The organism is Mycobacterium sp. GA-0227b (genome assembly GCF_001499855.1).
In the GTDB taxonomy this organism is placed as follows: domain Bacteria; phylum Actinomycetota; class Actinomycetes; order Mycobacteriales; family Mycobacteriaceae; genus Mycobacterium.
In genome coordinates, this window is sequence record NZ_LQIK01000032.1 from 82,004 (window position 1) to 99,953 (window position 17,950).

Genomic DNA, 17,950 nt, shown 5'->3' on the forward strand with positions numbered 1-17,950 from the left:
GGCTGCGTGCTGTGAAATCGTTTCGCGTCGAACGCTTTTCAGCTGGTCGACATCCCGCCCTCGACGGGCAGCGTGATGCCGGTGACGTAACTGCTGGCATCGCTGGCCAAAAAGATCAGCGCGGCACTGAGTTCTTCGGCGTAGCCGAGCCGGCCGGTCAGGGTGCGCGGGATGACGGTGGACTCGAAGTACTCGTCGCTCAATTTGTCGGTCAGCTCGGACTTGAAGTAGCCGGGTGCGAGCGCGTTGACCCGGATTCCCCGCCGGCCCGTCCATTCCTGGGCCAGATCCATGGTGAGTCCGATCAGCCCGGCCTTGGACGAGGCGTACGCGGCCTGCGGCAGCCCGGCGGTGGTCATGCCGAGGATGCTGGTGATGTTGACGATCGAGCTGCCGGGCTGCATGACCTTGGCGCAGGCCTGCGCCATCCAAAAGCAGCCGTGCAGGTTGATGTCGATGACCGACCGGAATGCGTCGGGGGTCTCCCGGATGGCCGGCATCGCCGTGCCCACGCCGGCGTTGTTGACCAGGATGTCGACCCGCCCGAACGTCTCCATCGCGGCGTCGACCAGGGCCTGGCAGTCCTCGGGCTTCGTGACGTCGGTACGCACTGCGACCGCCTTGCGGCCCGCCGACTCCACCAGCGCGCGGGTGCCGGCCAGCTTGTCCTCGCGCCGCGCGCCGAGCACCACATCGGCACCGGCTTCTGCGAGTGCCTGCGCGAAGGAGACACCGACACCGCTGGATGCGCCGGTGACGATCGCGACCCGGTCATCGATCCGGAAGCGGTCCAGAACGCTCATCACAAACTCCCCCTGTCGAAAGATTTCCCGGAATGCACCATAGCTAGATATGTTGCATAGATGCAGTGAATAGGATGAACGTCACACGCGGTGAACGCTGGACGTCAACTGCACGCAGGGTAGATCTAAGGCGTTTCCTGGGCCTTTTGCCGCGACACCGACGTCTGCACGGTCCGCGTCGTGTGCAACGCTTGCTAGGATTTCGCGATCCTGCGTCGTACGCCGGGACGTTGTCAACGGCGCTCACCTACGGGAGGTGCATCATCACCGAAACGCGGCTGGCCCGGATGTTGGCCGAGGTGGACCGTCGCCCCGACGCGTTGACCGCCTTCCGCATCGCCCGGCGGTGGTTCATCGACGGCCGCCGGATCGAGATGCAGGAACTGGCCGCCGAACTAGGAGTGAACCGAGCGACTCTCTTTCGCTGGGTCGGCGGACGAGATGAGTTGGTCGCGGAGATCATCTGGTCACTCGCCGAACCGACGCTGGCACTGGCGGCCGACGGCGCGCCCGGGCGCGGCGGGCGGCGGGTGGTGGCCATCATGGACCGGTTCGCCACAATGCTCGATGAGGCCGACTACTTCCGTGAGTTCCTGCGACGTGAACCCGAACGCGCGTTGCGAATCCTTACCACCCGCGCCAGCACGGTCCAGCAACGAATTGTCGCCGCAGTGGAAACCCTTCTGCGCGAAGAGATCACGAATGCAGGACTGCAACCTCCGTTACCGCCGAACGACCTCGCCTACTTGATTGTGCGAATCGTCGAATCGTTCCTCTACGCCGACATCATCACCGGCGACCAACCCGATATCACCAAGGCCCAGCAGGCTATCGCCGCCTTGTTGGGGTAAGACGGCGCGGCCGGTGGCTGAACCTCGCGTGGAGCCGCATCTTCACAGGCCGGCGCGATCGAGAACGGCAGGGTCTAGAACTTATGCAGTACCGGCGGTACTGTATAAGTTCGTGGGCGTCAACGCAGAACTTCATCCGCCGAGCTGGGCCCCCACCTTTGTCCGCTGGCAGCACACGCAGATCGGCTGGCTCAGGTCCTGGCAGCTGACGTTCAAGGGGCTGTGGGCGGGATACCGCCACACCATCTTCGACTACGCCTCGCAGCTGCCGGGCCAGGACGACATCGTGGTGGCTCGAGCGCCGCTGGCCAAGTTCGTCGTCGTCCGCAATCCAGACATCGCCCGCCACGTCCTGGTCTCCAATCAGGACAACTACGCGAAGAACGCCGAATACGATCTTCTCGCAGTGGCTTTCGGCCGTGGCCTAGTCACCGACCTCAACGATGAGCAGTGGCAACGCAATCGCCGATTGGTGCAGCCGATCTTCGCGAAGCGACAGGTCGACACTCTCGCCCCACAGATGACCGCCGCGGCAGTGGCCGCCGCCGAGCGGTGGCATCGCCATGCCGCCACTGGCCAGCCCCTCGACATTGCGGCCGAGATGAACTACATCACCATGGACGTCATCGCCCGCACCATGTTCGGCATCGAGCTGAGCGGTCGGCTCGCCGAACAAATGCGGATCGACTTCTCCAGGCTGCTCACGCTTTTCGGCTACGGGTTCATCGGCGCAGCGGCGCGGCCGTGGCGCCGGCTCAGCGACCGCGTGGGCTCACCGCGGCTCGCCATCAAGGCGCTACGCGTCGGCGCCTCGGTCACCGCTCCACGCACCATGCGCGGGCTGCGCCGCATCGAGCGGTTCATCGACGGACTGATCGCCGAGTATCGCAGTGGACGCATCGACCGCACCGACAATCTGCTGGCGCTGCTGATTGCCGCCCAGGATCCCGAAACGGGTTACCGCTACAGCGATGTGGAGATCCGCGACGAGCTGATGACGTTCCTCGGCGCGGGCTTCGAAACCACTGCGGCCGCCCTGGCTTGGACCTGGTATCTGCTGTCTCAGAACCCGCAGGCACGAAGCCGGCTCGGCCGTGAGCTCGACGAGGTACTCGCCGGCCGCGAGCCCACCGCCGACGACGTCGACAACTTGCCGTGGACCCAGGCGGTGGTTGCGGAGGCAATGCGCAGGTATCCGCCGATCATGGGGCTGGGCAGGGTGGCCAAGTCCGACGACGTCCTCGGCGACTACCCGATCAAGCGCGGCACCAACGTCGCGATCCTCATCCACGGCGTGCACCACAACGACCGGGTATGGGAGGACCCGCAGAACTTCCACCCGGGGCGCTTCTTGAAAGAGAACCTCGACCCGCACCAGCGTCGCGCTCACATCCCGTTCGGCGCCGGCAAGCGGATGTGCGTCGCCTCGGGCTTCGCCACCCTGGAGGCGAACCTCTTGGTGGCGACTTTGGCGCAGCGATTCGAGCTCGTCCTCGTCCCCGGCCAGCGACTGCGCCGCGAACTCACCTTCACCGGCGGTCCGGACGGGCCCCTGATGATGTCACTTCGGCCGCGGGCGCACGCGGACTTGCGCCCCGCCAGGGGGTGACGCCGCGCCGGGCGCTACGGGGAGCCGCCCCCTTGTCTTCTCCGGTACCACCACGTACCGTACATCGGTACCTTGGTGTACCACCGCGCAGTAGGAAAGGCGGCTCATGGCCGAAGCGACGACGGACCCCGTGCGGCTCCCGCCCGGGCCTCGGCTCCCCAAGGCGGCGGTCGGACTGGCATTCCTGACCGCCCGGCACAGGGCGATCGTGGCGCTCGGCCGCAAGTACGGTGGTGCGTTCAGCGTCGAACTGCCGGTCTTTGGCCCCGCACTCGTGATCAGCGAGCGAAGCCTCATCAAGGAACTGTTCACCTCGAACAGTGACCTGGTTGCCAGGGCATCCAACCTCGGGCAGGTGCTGGGACCGGGGTCGACGTTCAGCCTCGACGGCGACGAGCATCGCGAACGGCGAAAACTGCTCGTGCCTCCGTTCCACGGCAAGCGGATGGTCGGTTACGAGGCGATCGTCGAGGAAGAGGTGATGCGCGAGATCGCCACATGGCCCGAGGGCCACGAGTTCGAAACGTTGGAGCCGATGATGCGCATCACGCTCAACGCGATCCTGCGCACGGTCTTCGGTGCCGAGGGCGGCGCTCTCGACGAGCTGCGCGAACTGCTGCCGCCGATGGTGCCGCTGGCGTCCCGAATGGCCCTGCTACCCAAGGCGCTGCGGCGCGATGTCGGGCCGTGGAGTCCGTGGGGCCGGGTGCAGCGCGCTCGGCGGCACTACGACGAGATCATCGCGACGCTCATCTCCGAGGCGCGCGCCGACCCCGAATTCGAACACCGCACCGACATCCTCGCCCTGCTGTTGCAGGCCCGCTACGAGGACGGTTCGCCGATCTCCGACGGTCACGTCGCCGACGAACTGCTCACGCTGCTGGCCGCCGGGCACGAGACGACCGCGACCACGCTGGCGTGGGCGGTCGAACGGCTGCGCCGACATCCAAGGCTGCTGTCGCGGCTGACCGCCGAAGTCGACGCCGGCGGCACCGAGTTGACCCAGGCCGCGGTGTGGGAGGTGCAGCGGACAAGACCCGTCGTCGAGGCGACGATCAGGGTCACCCGTGGTCGGCTTCGGCTGGGCGAGTGGGTGGTTCCGAAGGGCCACACCGTCATCGCCAGCATCGGGATGTCTCACGAGTCCCCGCAGAACTTCACCGATCCCGCCGTGTTCAACCCGGACCGGTTCCTCGGGGCCAACCCCGACACCCACACCTGGATTCCCTACGGCGGGGGCATCCGCCGGTGTATCGGTGCCGCGTTCGCGAACATGGAAATGAACGTCACATTGCGAACCCTGTTGCGCGAGTTCGAGTTCGGCACGACATATGAACCGGGGGAGCGTCGGCGGTCACGCGGGGTCGCCACCGCGCCTGCCCGCGGTGGCCGCGCCGTCGTGTTCCGGCGGCCGACGGCGACCCGGATGACTTCGAAGAGCGATGAACAGCGGGTGTCGGCGTGATCGGGCAAGAGACGGTCGTCGACGTCGGCCGCGGCATCGAGCTGTGCTATCAGCAGATCGGCGATCCGACAGACGCACCATTGCTGCTGATCGCCGGCCTCGGCCAGCAGTTGCATTCCTGGCCGGACGATTTTGTCACCGTACTGGCCGCCCGCGGGTTCTGCGTGACACGCTTCGACAACCGCGACGCGGGCCGGTCCACCCACATGACCCACCGGCCGCCGAACCCCGTCGCGATGTTCCGCGGCCGCAACTCCTACCACCTGGGCGACATGGCACGCGACACCATCGGGCTGATGGACGCGCTCGGCTACCAAGACGCGCATTTGGTCGGAATTTCGATGGGCGGCATGATCGCGCAGACCGTCGCCGCGCATCACCCCGGCCGTGTCCGCACGTTGACCTCGATCATGTCGACCACGGGTGCGTCCCGTCTCGGCAGGCCCGCGTGGTCGACCTGGCGGCGCATGTTGACGGCCCGGCCGCCGCGCACGCGCGCCGAGGCGATGGACCGTGCGGCGAACATGTTCCGACACATCGGCTCTCACGGCTACCCGTACGACGAGCGCGCGGTCCGCGAAGCCGCAGCCATCGCCTGGGACCGCGACCCGACCAACGGCGGCATCGTGCGCCAACTCGCGGGCATCTTCGCCTCCGGCGACCGAACCGCCGAACTCGCCCACATCGACGTGCCCACCCTGGTCATCCACGGCGACCGGGACCGCATGGTGCACCCGACCGGCGGCGCGGCGACCGCGCGCGCGATCCCGGGCGCTCGATTGGAAACCATCCAAGGCCTCGGCCATGACCTGCCCACCGGTGCGTGGGACCGCGTCATTGACCTCATCATCGACCACATCACCGTCAAGGAGTCAGCATGAGCAAGCAGCGCAGGACGATAAGCGGCCGCACCGCGGTAATCACCGGCGCCGCATCAGGCATCGGTCGTGCACTGGCACAACGTCTTTCGTCGTACAGCTGCCCGGTGGCCATCGCCGACGTCGACGAGCGCGGGCTCAAGGAGACAGAGGCGTCGCTGCGCGGTCCGGCCTTGCTGCGGGTGCTCGACGTGCGCGACGCCGACGCGCAGCGCGACTTCGCCGCCGAGGTGCGTGAGTGGGCGCCGCAGCCGATCGGCGCGGTGTTCAACAACGCGGGCGTCGCGGTGGCGTCGAAAGTGCTGGACGCAGTGCCGGAAGACGATCAGTGGCTGTGGGACATCAACTTCGGTGGTGTGGTCAACGGCACCAGGGCGTTCCTGCCGATCCTCGTCGAACAGGACGAAGGCGTTGTCGTCAACACGTCGAGCGTGTTCGGCCTCGTCGGCATGCCGACGCAAAGCGCCTACTGTGCAGCCAAATTCGCGGTCCGCGGGTTCACCGACTCGCTTCGCCAGGAATTGCGCGGCACCGGGGTATCGGCGGTCAACGTGCATCCGGGCGGCATCAACACCAACATCGTGCGCAACGCTCGGTACCGGCAGGATCCCGACGGCCGTGGCCGCACCCAGGAACAGATGGCCCAGGAGTTCGCCTCGATCACGATGACGCAACCGGACAAGGCGGCGGCGATCATTCACCGGGGCGTGGAGGCAGGCAAGGCCCGCATCCTCGTCGGCCCCGACGCCTACCTGTTCGACGCGCTCGGACGCATTGCGCCGACCCGCTACTACGACGCGCTCGGCGGCCTCGAGGCGTTCCTGCGCAAGCGCTCGAGCCGCTAGGCGGTCCGGACCGCGAGGTCCAACAGGCCAGGATCGTGCGAACAGATCAGGAACAGGTCGGGCTCGTTGCGGCCGTACAGCTCGGTGAGCCGGGCGTGGTTGTCGCGCACCCGTTTGCGGTCGAACGCCGCGAACTCCTCGAAAGCTCCTAACAGCCAGGGAATTCGACCTTCGCCCCCGATGGTACTGGGGTGGTAGAACGCGTCCCCGCAGTGCAGCAGCCAGCGGCTGCCGGCATCGACGGCGACACAGGCGTGGCCACGGGTATGCCCAGGCAGCGAGACCAGCACAAGGCCCGCCGAGATTTCGGTCAGCTCCTTGGCGGCGGCGAAGCCGCGCCACGGCTCGCCGTCGGGATCGTGTGCGACGATCTTGGGTCCGTGCGCCCACTGCGCGGGCCGGAACCTGAACTTCTCCGCCCGCGTGGGCGCTTGCATCGCGCCGAGCGCTTCTGCTGCGGTGCAATGAATTTCGGCGTCCGGAAAGTCCGCGATGCCGCCGATGTGGTCGGCGTCGAAGTGGGTGACGACGATGTGTCGCACATCGTCGCGGCGAAAGCCCAACCGTTGCACCTGTCGAACGGCGCTCTCGTCGCGGTCGAAGACCGGTCGGGTGATGCGGCGGATCGGGCCGGTGCGCGGCGCCGGAGCGTCGCAGTCGCGCAGGCCGTAGCCGCTGTCGACGAGTACCAGACCGTTGTCGGTCTCGACGAGCAGCACATGGCACACCAGGCGATGCACGCTCGGCGGTCGCATCGATCCACAGTTGAGGTGGTGCACCTTCACGGCGCGCCGCCGGTGATCATCTCCGCACTGTACGGCCGGAAGCGGCGTCAGGCGGTCGACTTGACCTCCGCCGCCGACTGCTGATGCCGGCGCTGCCGCTCGATCGTGGCCAGGTAGAACGCCCAGGCGAACGCCGAACTGGCGAACAGGATGAAGCCGAGATACAGCCAGGCATGTTTGATTCCGCGCCTGCGGCCGTCGACCAGCAACCATGCCGGGAAGAGCAGCAGGCTCATGATCGTGTAGTCCTGGCTCGCCGAGCCGGCGGCCGGGTTGTCGTAGCCCAGCGCGATGAACTCCGACCAACTGCCGGGTCCCCAGATGAAGTTGTGCAGCCCACCCGGTGGCGCGTACTCGGCCACGAACTGGTTGTTGAAGTAGTAGCCGAGCAGCACCGAGGCGATGCCTGCGACGTAGTAGAACAACTCGAGCTTGGTGACCTGCGGGCCCGAGGAGTAGCGCGCGAAGATCGCCGGATTTGCCTTGACGATCACGGCGAGCGTGGCGAACCCGAGGAGGAGGTGAACGATCAGCGAGACCATAGCGGGGAGTCTGGCCACCCGCCGAAGTTTTGTCAATCGTGACATAACTTGGGTCGGGTACCTTCATGCACATGCCACGGCCGGCCCACACCGCACGCAGTGAACGCACGCGCGACGCGCTGCGAAGGGCGGCGGTGGTCCGGTTCCTGGCCCAGGGCGTCGAGGAGACCTCGGCCGAACAGATCGCTGCCGACGCCGGCGTCTCGCTGCGGACGTTCTACCGGCACTTCGCGTCCAAGCACGATCTGCTCTTCGCGGACTACGCGGGGTTGGAGTGGTTTCGGGCGGCGCTGGCGGCGCGAAACCCGGACGAGTCCATCGTCGAGTCCGTCCAGTCCGCGATCATGGCACGCCCGTACGACGACTGGGCCGTCGCGCAGACCGCCGCGTTGCGCGCGCAGGAACTCGAACCGGGCCGGGTCGTGCGGCACATGCGCCAGGTCGAGGCCGACTTCGCCCGGGCGATCGAGGAGCATCTGAGCGAGGCCGGTCCACCAACCGTCTCCGCCGATGAGCGAATGCGGATCACCGTCACCGCGCGGTGCATCGCCGCCGCGGTTTTCGGGGCGATGGAGGTGTGGATGCTCGGGCAGGAGCGGTCCCTGCCCGAGTTGTCGCGGCTCACCGGAGAAGCGCTGAGGGTCGTGGCCGACGGAATCGACTGACAATGTTTTGTCATCATTGACAAAACATTGCATGGCGTGTCAGCCTCGGCCGATGAGCGACTTCGACGCGATCGTCATCGGCGCGGGGCACAACGGGTTGACCGCGGCCACACTGCTTCAGAAGCAGGGATTGCGCACCCTCTGCCTGGACACCAAGCTGTACGCCGGTGGGATGGCCTCCACGGTGGAGTTGTTCGACGGGTTCAGATTCGAGATCGCCGGCTCGGTGCAGATCCCGACGTCGGCGGTGGTCAGCCGGGAACTCGGGCTCGACGAGTTGCCGACCGTCGACCTCGACGTGATGTCGGTGTCGCTGCGCGGGGTCGGTGACGAACCGCTGGTCTACTACACCGACCCGATGAAGCTGCTGACGCACCTCAACGAGGTGCACGGCGCCGAAGCCGTCAACGGAATGGCCGGTCTGATGGCGTGGTGTCAGGCGCCCACCCGGGCGTTGGGCCGATTCGACGCGGGTCAGCCACCGAAGACGCTCGACGAGATGTATGCCTGCGCCACAAACGAATTCGAACGGTCGGCGATCACCGACCTGCTGTTCGGATCGGTCACCGATGTGCTCGACCGCTACCTGCCGGACAAGGAGAAGTTCGGCGCGTTGCGCGGCATGCTGGCGCTGCTGGCGTGCAACACCACGTACCGCGGACCCGCCACACCGGGTACCGCCGCAGCGCTCGCCTACGGCTTCGCCGTTCCCGACGAGAACGCGCTGCTGGTCAAGAAGCTGCGCGGCGGGATCGGCGCGCTCACGTCGCACCTGTGCGATGTGTTCATAGCCGGCGGGGGCGAACTGCGGCTACGCAGCAAGGTCGTGGAGGTCACCGTCGTCGCCGGCCGCGTGACCGGCGTGCGCCTCGAGGACGGCACGACGCTGACCGCGCCGATCGTCGTCTCTGGGATCGCACCGGATCTCACCGTCAACCACCTCGTCGATCCGGCCGCGATGCCTGCGGACGTGCGCGACCGGTTCGCCCGGCTGGACCATCGCGGTAGCTATCTACAGATGCACTTCGCGCTCGACGGCGTCCCCGAGTTCGCAGCACCCTATGAACTGCTCAACGACCCGGCGATGCAGTCCAACATCGGGATCTTCAGCACACCTGAGGAGCTTCAGCAACAGTGGGAGGACTGCAGGCGCGGCGTCGTGCCCGCCGACCCGGCCATCGCGCTACAGATTCCGTCGGTCAACGACCCCGGCCTCGCGCCGCCGGGCAAGCATGCGGCGTCGGCATTCTCGCTGTGGTTTCCGCCCGCGGACGCGAGGAGCGCAGACGCCGGAGAGGACGGCCCGTCGAGCTACGGCGCGATGAAGGCGGAGATGGGGCAACGGGTGATCGACAAGATCACCAGGCTGGCGCCCAACTTCGAAAGTCTGATCACGAAGCACACGACGTTCACCCCCAAGCACATGGGCACCATGTTCGGCGCTCCCGGCGGCGACTACTGCCACGGACTGATCCACCCCGAACAGATGGGCCCGAACCGGCCGGGGCCCAAAGGCTATTTGGATCAACCGATTCCGATCGACGGGCTCTACCTGGCCAGCGCGGGTTGCCACGGCGGGCCGGGTATCACGTTCGTTCCCGGGTACAACGCGGCCAAGCAGGTGCTGGCCGACATGTCCTGACGCCGGTCGTTCGTTTCCGATACGGCGGTGCCGGGAATGCCTCGTCCATGGGATTGACCGTGGCTGTCACCGGGCCCACCGGCGAGATCGGCAAGTCGGCCGTGGAGGCACTCGAGGGTGTGGCCGAGGTCGACGAGATCGTCGGCATGGCGCGCAGGCCTTTCGACCCGGCCGACAACGGTTGGTCGAAGACCACGTATCAGCAAGGCGACATCCTCGACCGGGACGCGGTCGACTCACTGGTCGCCCGCGCCGACGTGGTGGTCCATCTGGCCTTCATCATCATGGGCTCGCGGGAGGAGAGTGCTCGGGTGAATCTGCAGGGCACCCGAAACGTCTTCGAGGCGACGGTGGCCGCGGCGCGCCCGCGCCGACTGGTGTACACCTCGTCGGTCGCAGCGTACGGCTACCACTCCGACAACCCCGTGCCGATCACCGAAAGTGTCCCGCCGCGAGGGTCACCCGAGCACTACTACTCACAACAGAAGGCCGCATGTGAGGCCACGCTGGCCGAGGTCACCGACGGCACACCGCTGGAGGTCTATGTGCTGCGGCCATGCATCGTCGCCGGGCCGAAGGCGCCCGCGCTGGCCGACGCCATGCCGTGGAACAAACTGCCCGGACCGGTCAAGGGCATCACGCGTGGGCTGCCGCTGTTGAAACCGCCGGTCCCCGACCCCGGCATACCGCTGCAGTTGGTGCATCACGACGACGTGGCGACCGCAATAGCGTTGGCCGCCACGACATCCGCGCCGCCCGGCGCGTACAACATCGCCGGTGACGGTTTGGTGTCGATGTCCGACGTCACGGGCAAGCTCGGGGCTCGTCCGGTGCGGGTGCCGAAGGTCTCGGCGACCGTCGCGTCGGAGATCATCGCGCGGCTGCCGTTCGTCCCGTCGATGCTCGAGTGGCTACACGTCGGACGCACATCGGTCGTCATGGACACGACCAAGGCGAAGACTCAACTTGGCTGGCAGCCGAAACACACTGCCGCCGAGACACTGTCGCAGCTGGCCGACTCGCGCTGAATCACTGTGTCGGGTCGCCGGTGTCGGCGGGACCGCTCGGCGTCGCGCCGCCCTCATCCGACCAGTCCACGCCCTCCTCGGTGCCGTCGGTGCCACGAGCCGGATCGCTCTGCACGTCGTCGTCGGCCTTCGACGGGCCTGCGTCGGTATCGGTGGTGTCGGGATTGTCTTTCTTGTAGTCGCTCACCGGCATCGGGTACCCATCGAGCCGGATTTCAGTCGCCGCTTTTCTCCCCCTAACGCGCCATCGTCGAGTTCGGCGCGCTCCAGTCGGTCGAGACGAACCGGTGGCGGATCAGCCAGTCCCCGTCCACCGAGTCGACGGGGACGAACACGTCGCGGTAGCGGCCGTAGTGGTCCAGGCCGATCTCGGTGAACACCGTGAAATAGCATGCGACATGCGCCTCTTGCGGCGTCACGTCGGTGAACCGGATGTTGGTCACGTTGTGCCGCACGATGCGTTTGACGTTCGACTGCGACGCCGCCGCTTTCGGCGCCGCGACCGCGCCGCCCAAGAACTCGGCGATCGCATCGCGGCCTTGCGCCGGTTCGCTGCCGCGCACTTCGAGGATGCCGTCGTCGCAGAACGCGGCGGCAAGCTCGGTGAGGCGCAGTGCATCTCCCGACCAGTTGTATCGGGCGAGGGTGTCTCTGATGTGTTCGCGGGCGGAAAGCTCCCAAAGCTCCATAGGCCAACCGTAACGGGGCTAGGGTCAGGCCATGGCTACCAGCGATTCCCGTGAGGTCGTGATCGAGGCGAGCCCGGCCGAAATCCTCGACGTCATCGCCGACGTCGAGTCCGCACCGGACTGGTCGTCCCAACACCAAGGCGCCGAAGTGCTCGACAGAGACGCCGATGGCCGGCCGGGCCGGGTGCGGCTCAAGCTGAAAACCATGGGCATCTCCGACGAGCAGGTGGTGCAGTACACCTGGGCGGAGAACAAGGCCAGCTGGACGCTGCTGGAATCGACTCAGCTCAAGACCCAGAGCGCGTCGTACACACTCACGCCCGACGGCGACAAGACCAAGGTGCGCTTCGAGATCACCGTCGACCCGGCGGTGCCGATCCCCGGTTTCGTGTTGAAGCGCGCGATGAAGGGCGGCTTGGAGGCTGCCACCGACGGCCTGCGCAAGCAGGTGCTCAAGGTCAAGAAGAACCGCTAGCCGACGACGCTTCCAGCTCGTCGGGTTCGGCGATGGTCAACACGGCGTCGACGATGTAAGGGTCGGCCTGCAGCTGCATCTCCAGGCGCCGAAGCGTCTCGGAGACCCGTGATTCGCTCGCATCGCCTTCGAGATCGACGCTTGCCACCAGGAATAGTTGCTTCGGCCCGACGAACACCAGACGCACGAAGCGCACCGCGGCGACCTCGGGTAATCGCTCGATGCGCCTGATCGCGGCCTCACGCACCCGCGGATCGGCGGGCTCGCCGACCAGAAAGCGGCGGTTGCGGTCGATCAGCACCACCGCTATCACCCCGAGCAGCAGCCCCACCATGATTGACCCGACTGCGTCCCAGGCGGCGTTGCCGGTGAGCTGATGCAGGCCAATTCCCAACGCGGCGAGGATGATTCCGATCAACGCTGCGGTGTCCTCGGCGAACACTGCGCGGGTGGTCGGATCCGAGGTCTCGAGCACGTGGTCGAGCAGATCGCGCTCGAAGCGACGAGCTTCTGTGCGCAGTTGTCGCAGGGCCTGGACTAGTGACATCGACTCGAGCCCGAACGCGACGGCCAGCACGATGTAGGCCACGAGATAGTTCTCGGGTCCGGTCTCGCCGCGCAGCAATTCGGTGATGCCGTGCCAGACGGAAAGGGAACCGCCGACGACGAACAATCCGACGGCCGCCAACAACGACCACACGTACGCTTCCCGGCCGTAGCCGAACGGACGGTCGGCGTCCGGCGGTCGGCGGCTTCTTCGGTTGGCGATGGCCAGCAAGCTCTGGTTGCCGGCGTCGGCCCAGGAGTGGGCGGCCTCCGCGGTCATCGACGCCGAACCCGTCAGGACGGCGGCCACCGTTTTGGCGAGGGCCACCGCCAGGTTGGCGCCGAACGCGACGAGGACGGTCAGCGTGCTCTCGCCGGAGCGCTGGTCGGTTTCGGTCATCCCACTAGTCTGCGACTCATGACGAGCCAAGGACCCCTCGCGGGAGTGAAGGTCATCGAGCTCGGCGGCATCGGGCCCGGACCGCACGCCGCGATGATGCTGGCCGACCTCGGCGCCGACGTGGTGCGGGTGCGCAGGCCCGGCGGGCTGCAGATGCCGGCAGAGAACGTCGACCTGCTGCACCGCGGCAAGCGCGTCGTCGACCTCGACTTGAAGAAGGACCCGGCCTCGCTGCTGGCTTTGGTCGCGAAGGCCGACGTGCTCATCGACGCGTTCCGGCCCGGCACCTGTGAACGACTGGGAATCGGACCCGACGACTGCGCGGCGGTGAACCCGCGGCTGATCTTCGCTCGAATCACCGGCTGGGGTCAGCACGGCCCGCTGGCTCAGACCGCCGGCCACGACATCAACTACCTGTCGCAGACCGGCGCGTTGGCGGCCATCGGCTACCGCGACCGGCCGCCGGTGACGCCGCTGAACCTGGTGGCCGACTTCGGCGGCGGATCGATGCTGGTGCTGGTGGGCATCGTGTCGGCGCTCTACGAGCGGGAGTGCTCCGGCCAAGGGCAAGTGATCGACGCAGCGATGGTCGACGGCGTGTCCGTGCTGGTTCAGGACATGTGGACGATGAAGTCGACCGGCACGCTGAGCGACGACCGGGAGTCGTTCATGCTCGACGGCAGCGCACCGTTCTACCGCACCTACGAGACCGCCGACGGCAAGTACATGGCGGTCGGCGCGATCGAACCGCAGTTCTTCGCGCAGTTGCTTCATGGCCTGGGGTTGAGTGCCGACGAGGTGCCGCGGCAGTCGGACAAGTCCGCGTTTCCACAGATGCACAGGCTGTTCGCCGACCGGTTTGCGAGCAAGACTCGTGACGAATGGGCAGCGATCTTTGCGGGCACCGACGCGTGCGTGACACCGGTACTGACATGGAGTGAGGCCGCGCAGAACGACCACCTGCGCGGCCGGTCAACTTTGGTGCAGGTCAACGGCGTCGACCAGGCGGCGCCGGCGCCGCGGTTCTCCCGGACGCCGGCGGGTCCGATCGGTTCCCCGCCGCAGGCCGCGACTCCGATCGCCGACATCGACTGGCCGGAGAATTAGCTGGAAGGTCCTATACACGCGGCTGTCGAGCTACTTACGATTGCCACATGGCGGTCCGGGCATCGAGGGAAGTGGTTTTCGAAGCGCCCAAGGATGCGATCTTGGACGCGCTCGCCGACATCGACGCCGTTCCCACGTGGTCGCCCGTGCACAAACGCGCCGAAGTGCTCGACCGGCATCCCGACGGGCGTCCCCATCACGTCAAGGCGACGTTCAAGATCATGGGCGTCACCGACAAGGAAGTGCTCGAATACCACTGGGGTGACAACTGGGTGGTCTGGGACGCCGAAGCCACCCTGCAGCAGCGCGGTCAGCACGGCGAGTACAACCTCACCCCCGTCGGCGAGGATCGCACGCGCGTGCGCTTCGACATCGTCATCGACCTGGCCGCGCCGATTCCCGACTTCCTGCTGCGCCGCGCGAAGAAGATGGTGCTCGACGTCGCGACCGAGCACCTCCGGCGACGAGTGATGGCGGACGCACGGTAGGAGCACCCCGTGGCCGTACGGACATCACGCGAGATCGTCATCGAAGCGCCACCGGAAGCCGTCATGGCCGCGTTGGCCGATGTCGGCTCGCTGCCGTCATACTCGCCCGCCTTCAAGTGCGCCGACGTTCTGGACACCTACGAGGACGGCCGTCCCCACCACGTGCACACCGCGGTCAAGGTGCTCGGCAAGGTGTTCGATGACATTCTCGAATACCGTTGGGGGCCTGATTGGCTGGTGTATGACTCAGAACGCACCACACAGCGGTACTCGCAGCACATCGAGTACACGCTGCGGCCGGACTACACGCGAACATCGACGACTGTGCGGATGGACGTCACCGCCGAAACCGACTCGCTCATCCCGGATTTCCTCATCGAGCGGGTCGGCAAGTCGGTGATCGACGCGCAGGTGGAGGGTCTGCGCCGACGGGTGTTGGGCGGCAAGCCATCCGGTCAGCCGGAGTAGCCCAGGCGTCTCGATTGTGAATCTGCCGACGGAAATCGTCGCCAGAGTCAGGGCCGGCGCAGTGCGGCCAACCGGCGGATCGCCTCGTCTAGCGTGTCGTCCTTTTTGCAGAACGCGAAACGCACCAGGTGATTCCACGCACCGGCGTGCTCGGCGCCCGGATCGCAGAAGGCCGACATCGGAATCGCGGCCACTCCGGCGCTGTGCGGCAGGTCCGCACAGAACGTGGCGCTGTCGGTGAAGCCGAGCGGCCGCGGGTCGGCGCACAGGAAGTAGGTTCCGGAGCTGTCGTGCACCTCGAAACCCAACTCCGTCAGCGCTTCGCCCAGTCGGTCGCGCTTGGCCTGCAGGGAATCCCGCAGCGACGTCACCCATGCCTCTTCGTTGTTGAGTGCGTGCGCGACCGCGGGCTGGAACGGCGCGCCGCCGACGTAGGACATGTACTGTTTGGCGGCACGCACGCCGGCGATGAGATCGGCTGCGCCGCAGGCCCATCCGATCTTCCAGCCGGTCACGTTGAACATCTTGGCCGCACTGGAGATCGTGATCGTGCGCTCGGCCATCCCGGGATAGGAGGCCAGCGGGATGTGGCGGTGCCCGTCGAACACCAGATGCTCGTAGACCTCGTCGGTGATCACCAGCAGGTCGGCCTCGACGGCGAGTTCGGCCAGCGCGCGTAGTTCGTCGTCGCCGGCCACCATCCCGGTCGGGTTGTGCGGCGAGTTGACGATCAGCGCCTTCGTGTTCGGCGTGAGTGCCTTCCGAAGCCCGTCGACGTCGATCCGGAACCCGCGGCCGTCCTGGACCAACGGGACCGCGCGGCGCTGGCAGCCCGCCATCGCGATCACGGGGGAGTAGGAGTCGTAGAACGGTTCGATCAGCAGGATCTCGGATCCGGGCTCGACGAGGCCGAGGACAGCGGCCGCGATGGCTTCGGTGGCGCCGACGGTCACCAGGACCTCGGAGTCGGGGTCGTATGGGGTGCCGAAGTGGCGTTCGCGCTGCGCGGCGATGGCTTGGCGCAACGGCGGGATGCCGAGACCGGGTGGGTACTGGTTGACGCCCTCGGCGATCGCCTGCTCGGCGACCTCGAGCATCGCGGGCGGACCGTCTTCGTCGGGGAAGCCCTGGCCGAGGTTGACGGCGCCGATCCGGGTGGCCAGCGCAGACATCTCGGCGAAGATCGTCACCGCATAGGGCTGGAGCCGTCTGACTGTCACGGCTGTCGAGCCTAAGGTTTTGAACCCACCTAGTCGCAATGTCAGCCTGACAGCGTCGCCATGGATATATAGCCTCGGCGGAACCCTCAGCGCGACATTGTGTCAGCATTACCGCCGACCGCCCGGCCAACCAACAGGTTGGCCGAAACTGTTAGGCTGCCGGGCGGAGGACTACCGTCCATCTGGACAGGCGTCCCGGAACCCAATCTGAAGAGGAAATATCTTCATGTCTGAAGAAGCCTTCATCTACGAGGCGATTCGTACGCCTCGCGGCAAGAACAAGAACGGTGCGCTCAACGAGGTCAAGCCGATCAACCTGGTCACCGGCTTGATCGATGAGATGCGGCTGCGCTTTCCCGATCTGGACGAGAACCTGATCAGCGACGTCATCCTCGGCGTCGTATCGCCGGTGGGCGATCAGGGCGGCGACATCGCGCGCACTGCGGTGATCGCGGCGGGCCTTCCGGAGACCACCGGTGGTGTGCAGCTCAACCGGTTCTGCGCCTCCGGCCTGGAGGCGGTCAACACTGCCGCGCAGAAAGTCCGTTCGGGCTGGGACGACCTGGTGCTCGCCGGTGGTGTGGAGTCGATGAGTCGGGTCCCGATGGGTTCGGACGGTGGCGCCTGGGCGACCGACCCGGAGACGAATTACGCGGTCGGCTTTGTGCCGCAGGGCATCGGCGCGGATCTGATCGCCACCATCGAGGGCTTCTCGCGCGAGGATGTCGACGCCTACGCCGCGCGGTCGCAGGAACGCGCAGCCGCGGCGTGGTCGGGCGGTTACTTCGCGAAATCCGTGGTGCCGGTCAAGGACCAGAACGGTCTGGTGATCCTCGACCACGACGAGCACATGCGTCCGGGCACCACGGTGGAGAGCCTGGGCCAGCTCAAGACCGCGTTCGACGGCATCGGTGCGATGGGCGGTTTCGACGACGTGGCGCTGCAGAAGTACCACTGGATCGAGAAGATCAACCATGTGCACACCGGCGGCAACAGCTCGGGCATCGTCGACGGTGCGGCGCTGGTGCTCGTCGGCTCAGAGAAGGCAGGCACCTCACAGGGTTTGACGCCGCGCGCCCGGATCGTGGCGACCGCGACCAGCGGTAGCGATCCGATCATCATGCTCACCGGCCCGACGCCGGCCACTCGCAAGGTGCTCGACCGGGCCGGCCTGACGGTCGACGACATCGACCTGTTCGAGCTGAACGAGGCGTTCGCGTCGGTGGTGCTGAAGTTCCAGAAGGACCTCAACATCCCCGATGAGAAACTCAACGTCAACGGCGGCGCCATCGCGATGGGCCATCCGCTGGGCGCCACGGGCGCCATGATCACCGGAACCATGGTCGACGAGCTCGAGCGTCGGGGCGCCCGGCGCGCGCTGATCACGCTGTGCGTGGGCGGCGGCATGGGCGTGGCCACCATCATCGAGCGAGTCTAAGGAAAA

Annotated in this window: 20 protein-coding genes; 13 read left to right on the forward strand and 7 right to left on the reverse strand. The window is 66.8% G+C overall.

Translation table 11 applies throughout. The features are described from left to right. Positions 1–38: 38 nt before the first annotated feature. Positions 39–803, reverse strand: coding sequence for an SDR family NAD(P)-dependent oxidoreductase (locus AU185_RS21355; RefSeq protein WP_059098292.1), 765 nt, complete (start codon positions 801–803; stop codon positions 39–41). A 182-nt stretch (positions 804–985) separates the two neighbouring features. Between AU185_RS21355 and AU185_RS21360 the strand changes: the two genes are divergently transcribed. The 5 genes from AU185_RS21360 to AU185_RS21380 all read left to right on the forward strand — a co-directional run bounded on the left by AU185_RS21360 (position 986) and on the right by AU185_RS21380 (position 6,451). Beyond that, entirely contained in the window at positions 986–1,654 is a 669-nt protein-coding gene (locus AU185_RS21360) for a QsdR family transcriptional regulator (RefSeq protein WP_231740240.1), read from the forward strand. Positions 1,655–1,766: 112 nt separating this feature from the next. Beyond that, complete coding sequence (locus AU185_RS21365; RefSeq protein ID WP_231740239.1) at positions 1,767–3,263, forward strand: cytochrome P450; 1,497 nt, start codon at positions 1,767–1,769, stop codon at positions 3,261–3,263. Between the two features lie 106 nt (positions 3,264–3,369). Continuing rightward, the gene (locus AU185_RS21370) at positions 3,370–4,728 is read left to right on the forward strand and encodes a cytochrome P450 (RefSeq protein WP_059098291.1); all 1,359 of its coding nucleotides are present in this window, start codon (positions 3,370–3,372) and stop codon (positions 4,726–4,728) included. After that, positions 4,725–5,609, forward strand: a complete 885-nt coding sequence (locus AU185_RS21375; protein ID WP_231740238.1) for an alpha/beta fold hydrolase — start codon at positions 4,725–4,727, stop codon at positions 5,607–5,609. The genes AU185_RS21370 and AU185_RS21375 overlap by 4 nt, the downstream gene beginning before the upstream one ends. Further along, entirely contained in the window at positions 5,606–6,451 is an 846-nt protein-coding gene (locus AU185_RS21380; protein WP_059098290.1) for an SDR family NAD(P)-dependent oxidoreductase, read from the forward strand. Before AU185_RS21375 ends, AU185_RS21380 begins: the two co-directional genes overlap by 4 nt. On the opposite strand, the gene AU185_RS21385 is transcribed toward AU185_RS21380, so the two are convergent. Beyond that, positions 6,448–7,236: an MBL fold metallo-hydrolase gene (locus tag AU185_RS21385; protein WP_059098289.1), complete on the reverse strand. Its 789-nt coding sequence runs from the start codon at positions 7,234–7,236 to the stop codon at positions 6,448–6,450. The genes AU185_RS21380 and AU185_RS21385 overlap by 4 nt on opposite strands. Positions 7,237–7,283: 47 nt before the next feature. Next, on the reverse strand, positions 7,284–7,778 hold the full coding sequence (locus tag AU185_RS21390) for a DUF2834 domain-containing protein (protein WP_059098288.1): 495 nt from the start codon (positions 7,776–7,778) through the stop codon (positions 7,284–7,286). Positions 7,779–7,849: 71 nt separating this feature from the next. On the opposite strand from AU185_RS21390, the gene AU185_RS21395 reads away from it, so the two are divergent. The 3 genes from AU185_RS21395 to AU185_RS21405 are packed head-to-tail and all read left to right on the forward strand — an operon-like array spanning position 7,850 to position 11,113. Continuing rightward, positions 7,850–8,443, forward strand: coding sequence for a TetR/AcrR family transcriptional regulator (locus AU185_RS21395; RefSeq protein ID WP_059098467.1), 594 nt, complete (start codon positions 7,850–7,852; stop codon positions 8,441–8,443). 52 nt (positions 8,444–8,495) lie between these two features. Then, positions 8,496–10,085 carry a phytoene desaturase family protein gene (locus AU185_RS21400; RefSeq protein ID WP_059098287.1) on the forward strand — a complete coding sequence of 530 codons (1,590 nt, stop codon included), beginning with the start codon at positions 8,496–8,498 and terminating at the stop codon, positions 10,083–10,085. A gap of 47 nt (positions 10,086–10,132) precedes the next feature. Next, entirely contained in the window at positions 10,133–11,113 is a 981-nt protein-coding gene (locus tag AU185_RS21405) for an NAD-dependent epimerase/dehydratase family protein (protein ID WP_059098286.1), read from the forward strand. 1 nt (position 11,114) lies between these two features. Here AU185_RS21405 and AU185_RS21410 read toward each other — a convergent pair whose 3' ends face one another. Continuing rightward, positions 11,115–11,300, reverse strand: coding sequence for a hypothetical protein (locus AU185_RS21410; RefSeq protein WP_231740237.1), 186 nt, complete (start codon positions 11,298–11,300; stop codon positions 11,115–11,117). A gap of 49 nt (positions 11,301–11,349) precedes the next feature. Beyond that, entirely contained in the window at positions 11,350–11,802 is a 453-nt protein-coding gene (locus tag AU185_RS21415; RefSeq protein ID WP_059098284.1) for a nuclear transport factor 2 family protein, read from the reverse strand. Between the two features lie 31 nt (positions 11,803–11,833). Between AU185_RS21415 and AU185_RS21420 the strand changes: the two genes are divergently transcribed. Beyond that, the gene (locus AU185_RS21420; protein WP_059098283.1) at positions 11,834–12,277 is read left to right on the forward strand and encodes an SRPBCC family protein; all 444 of its coding nucleotides are present in this window, start codon (positions 11,834–11,836) and stop codon (positions 12,275–12,277) included. On the opposite strand, the gene AU185_RS21425 is transcribed toward AU185_RS21420, so the two are convergent. Beyond that, positions 12,261–13,223, reverse strand: coding sequence for a cation diffusion facilitator family transporter (locus AU185_RS21425; protein WP_059098282.1), 963 nt, complete (start codon positions 13,221–13,223; stop codon positions 12,261–12,263). The genes AU185_RS21420 and AU185_RS21425 overlap by 17 nt on opposite strands. A gap of 18 nt (positions 13,224–13,241) precedes the next feature. On the opposite strand from AU185_RS21425, the gene AU185_RS21430 reads away from it, so the two are divergent. Genes AU185_RS21430 through AU185_RS21440 form a run of 3 tightly spaced genes read left to right on the forward strand, consistent with a single transcriptional unit; the run spans position 13,242 to position 15,286 of the window. After that, a complete protein-coding gene (locus tag AU185_RS21430) occupies positions 13,242–14,330 on the forward strand; it encodes a CaiB/BaiF CoA transferase family protein (RefSeq protein ID WP_059098281.1) in 1,089 nt (362 codons plus the stop codon). Between the two features lie 47 nt (positions 14,331–14,377). Beyond that, on the forward strand, positions 14,378–14,818 hold the full coding sequence (locus AU185_RS21435) for an SRPBCC family protein (RefSeq protein WP_059098280.1): 441 nt from the start codon (positions 14,378–14,380) through the stop codon (positions 14,816–14,818). A gap of 9 nt (positions 14,819–14,827) precedes the next feature. Continuing rightward, a complete protein-coding gene (locus AU185_RS21440; RefSeq protein ID WP_059098279.1) occupies positions 14,828–15,286 on the forward strand; it encodes an SRPBCC family protein in 459 nt (152 codons plus the stop codon). A 47-nt stretch (positions 15,287–15,333) separates the two neighbouring features. Here AU185_RS21440 and AU185_RS21445 read toward each other — a convergent pair whose 3' ends face one another. Further along, a complete protein-coding gene (locus tag AU185_RS21445; protein WP_059098278.1) occupies positions 15,334–16,506 on the reverse strand; it encodes a pyridoxal phosphate-dependent aminotransferase in 1,173 nt (390 codons plus the stop codon). Positions 16,507–16,732: 226 nt separating this feature from the next. Between AU185_RS21445 and AU185_RS21450 the strand changes: the two genes are divergently transcribed. After that, positions 16,733–17,944, forward strand: a complete 1,212-nt coding sequence (locus tag AU185_RS21450; protein ID WP_059098277.1) for an acetyl-CoA C-acetyltransferase — start codon at positions 16,733–16,735, stop codon at positions 17,942–17,944. Positions 17,945–17,950: the final 6 nt, after the last annotated feature.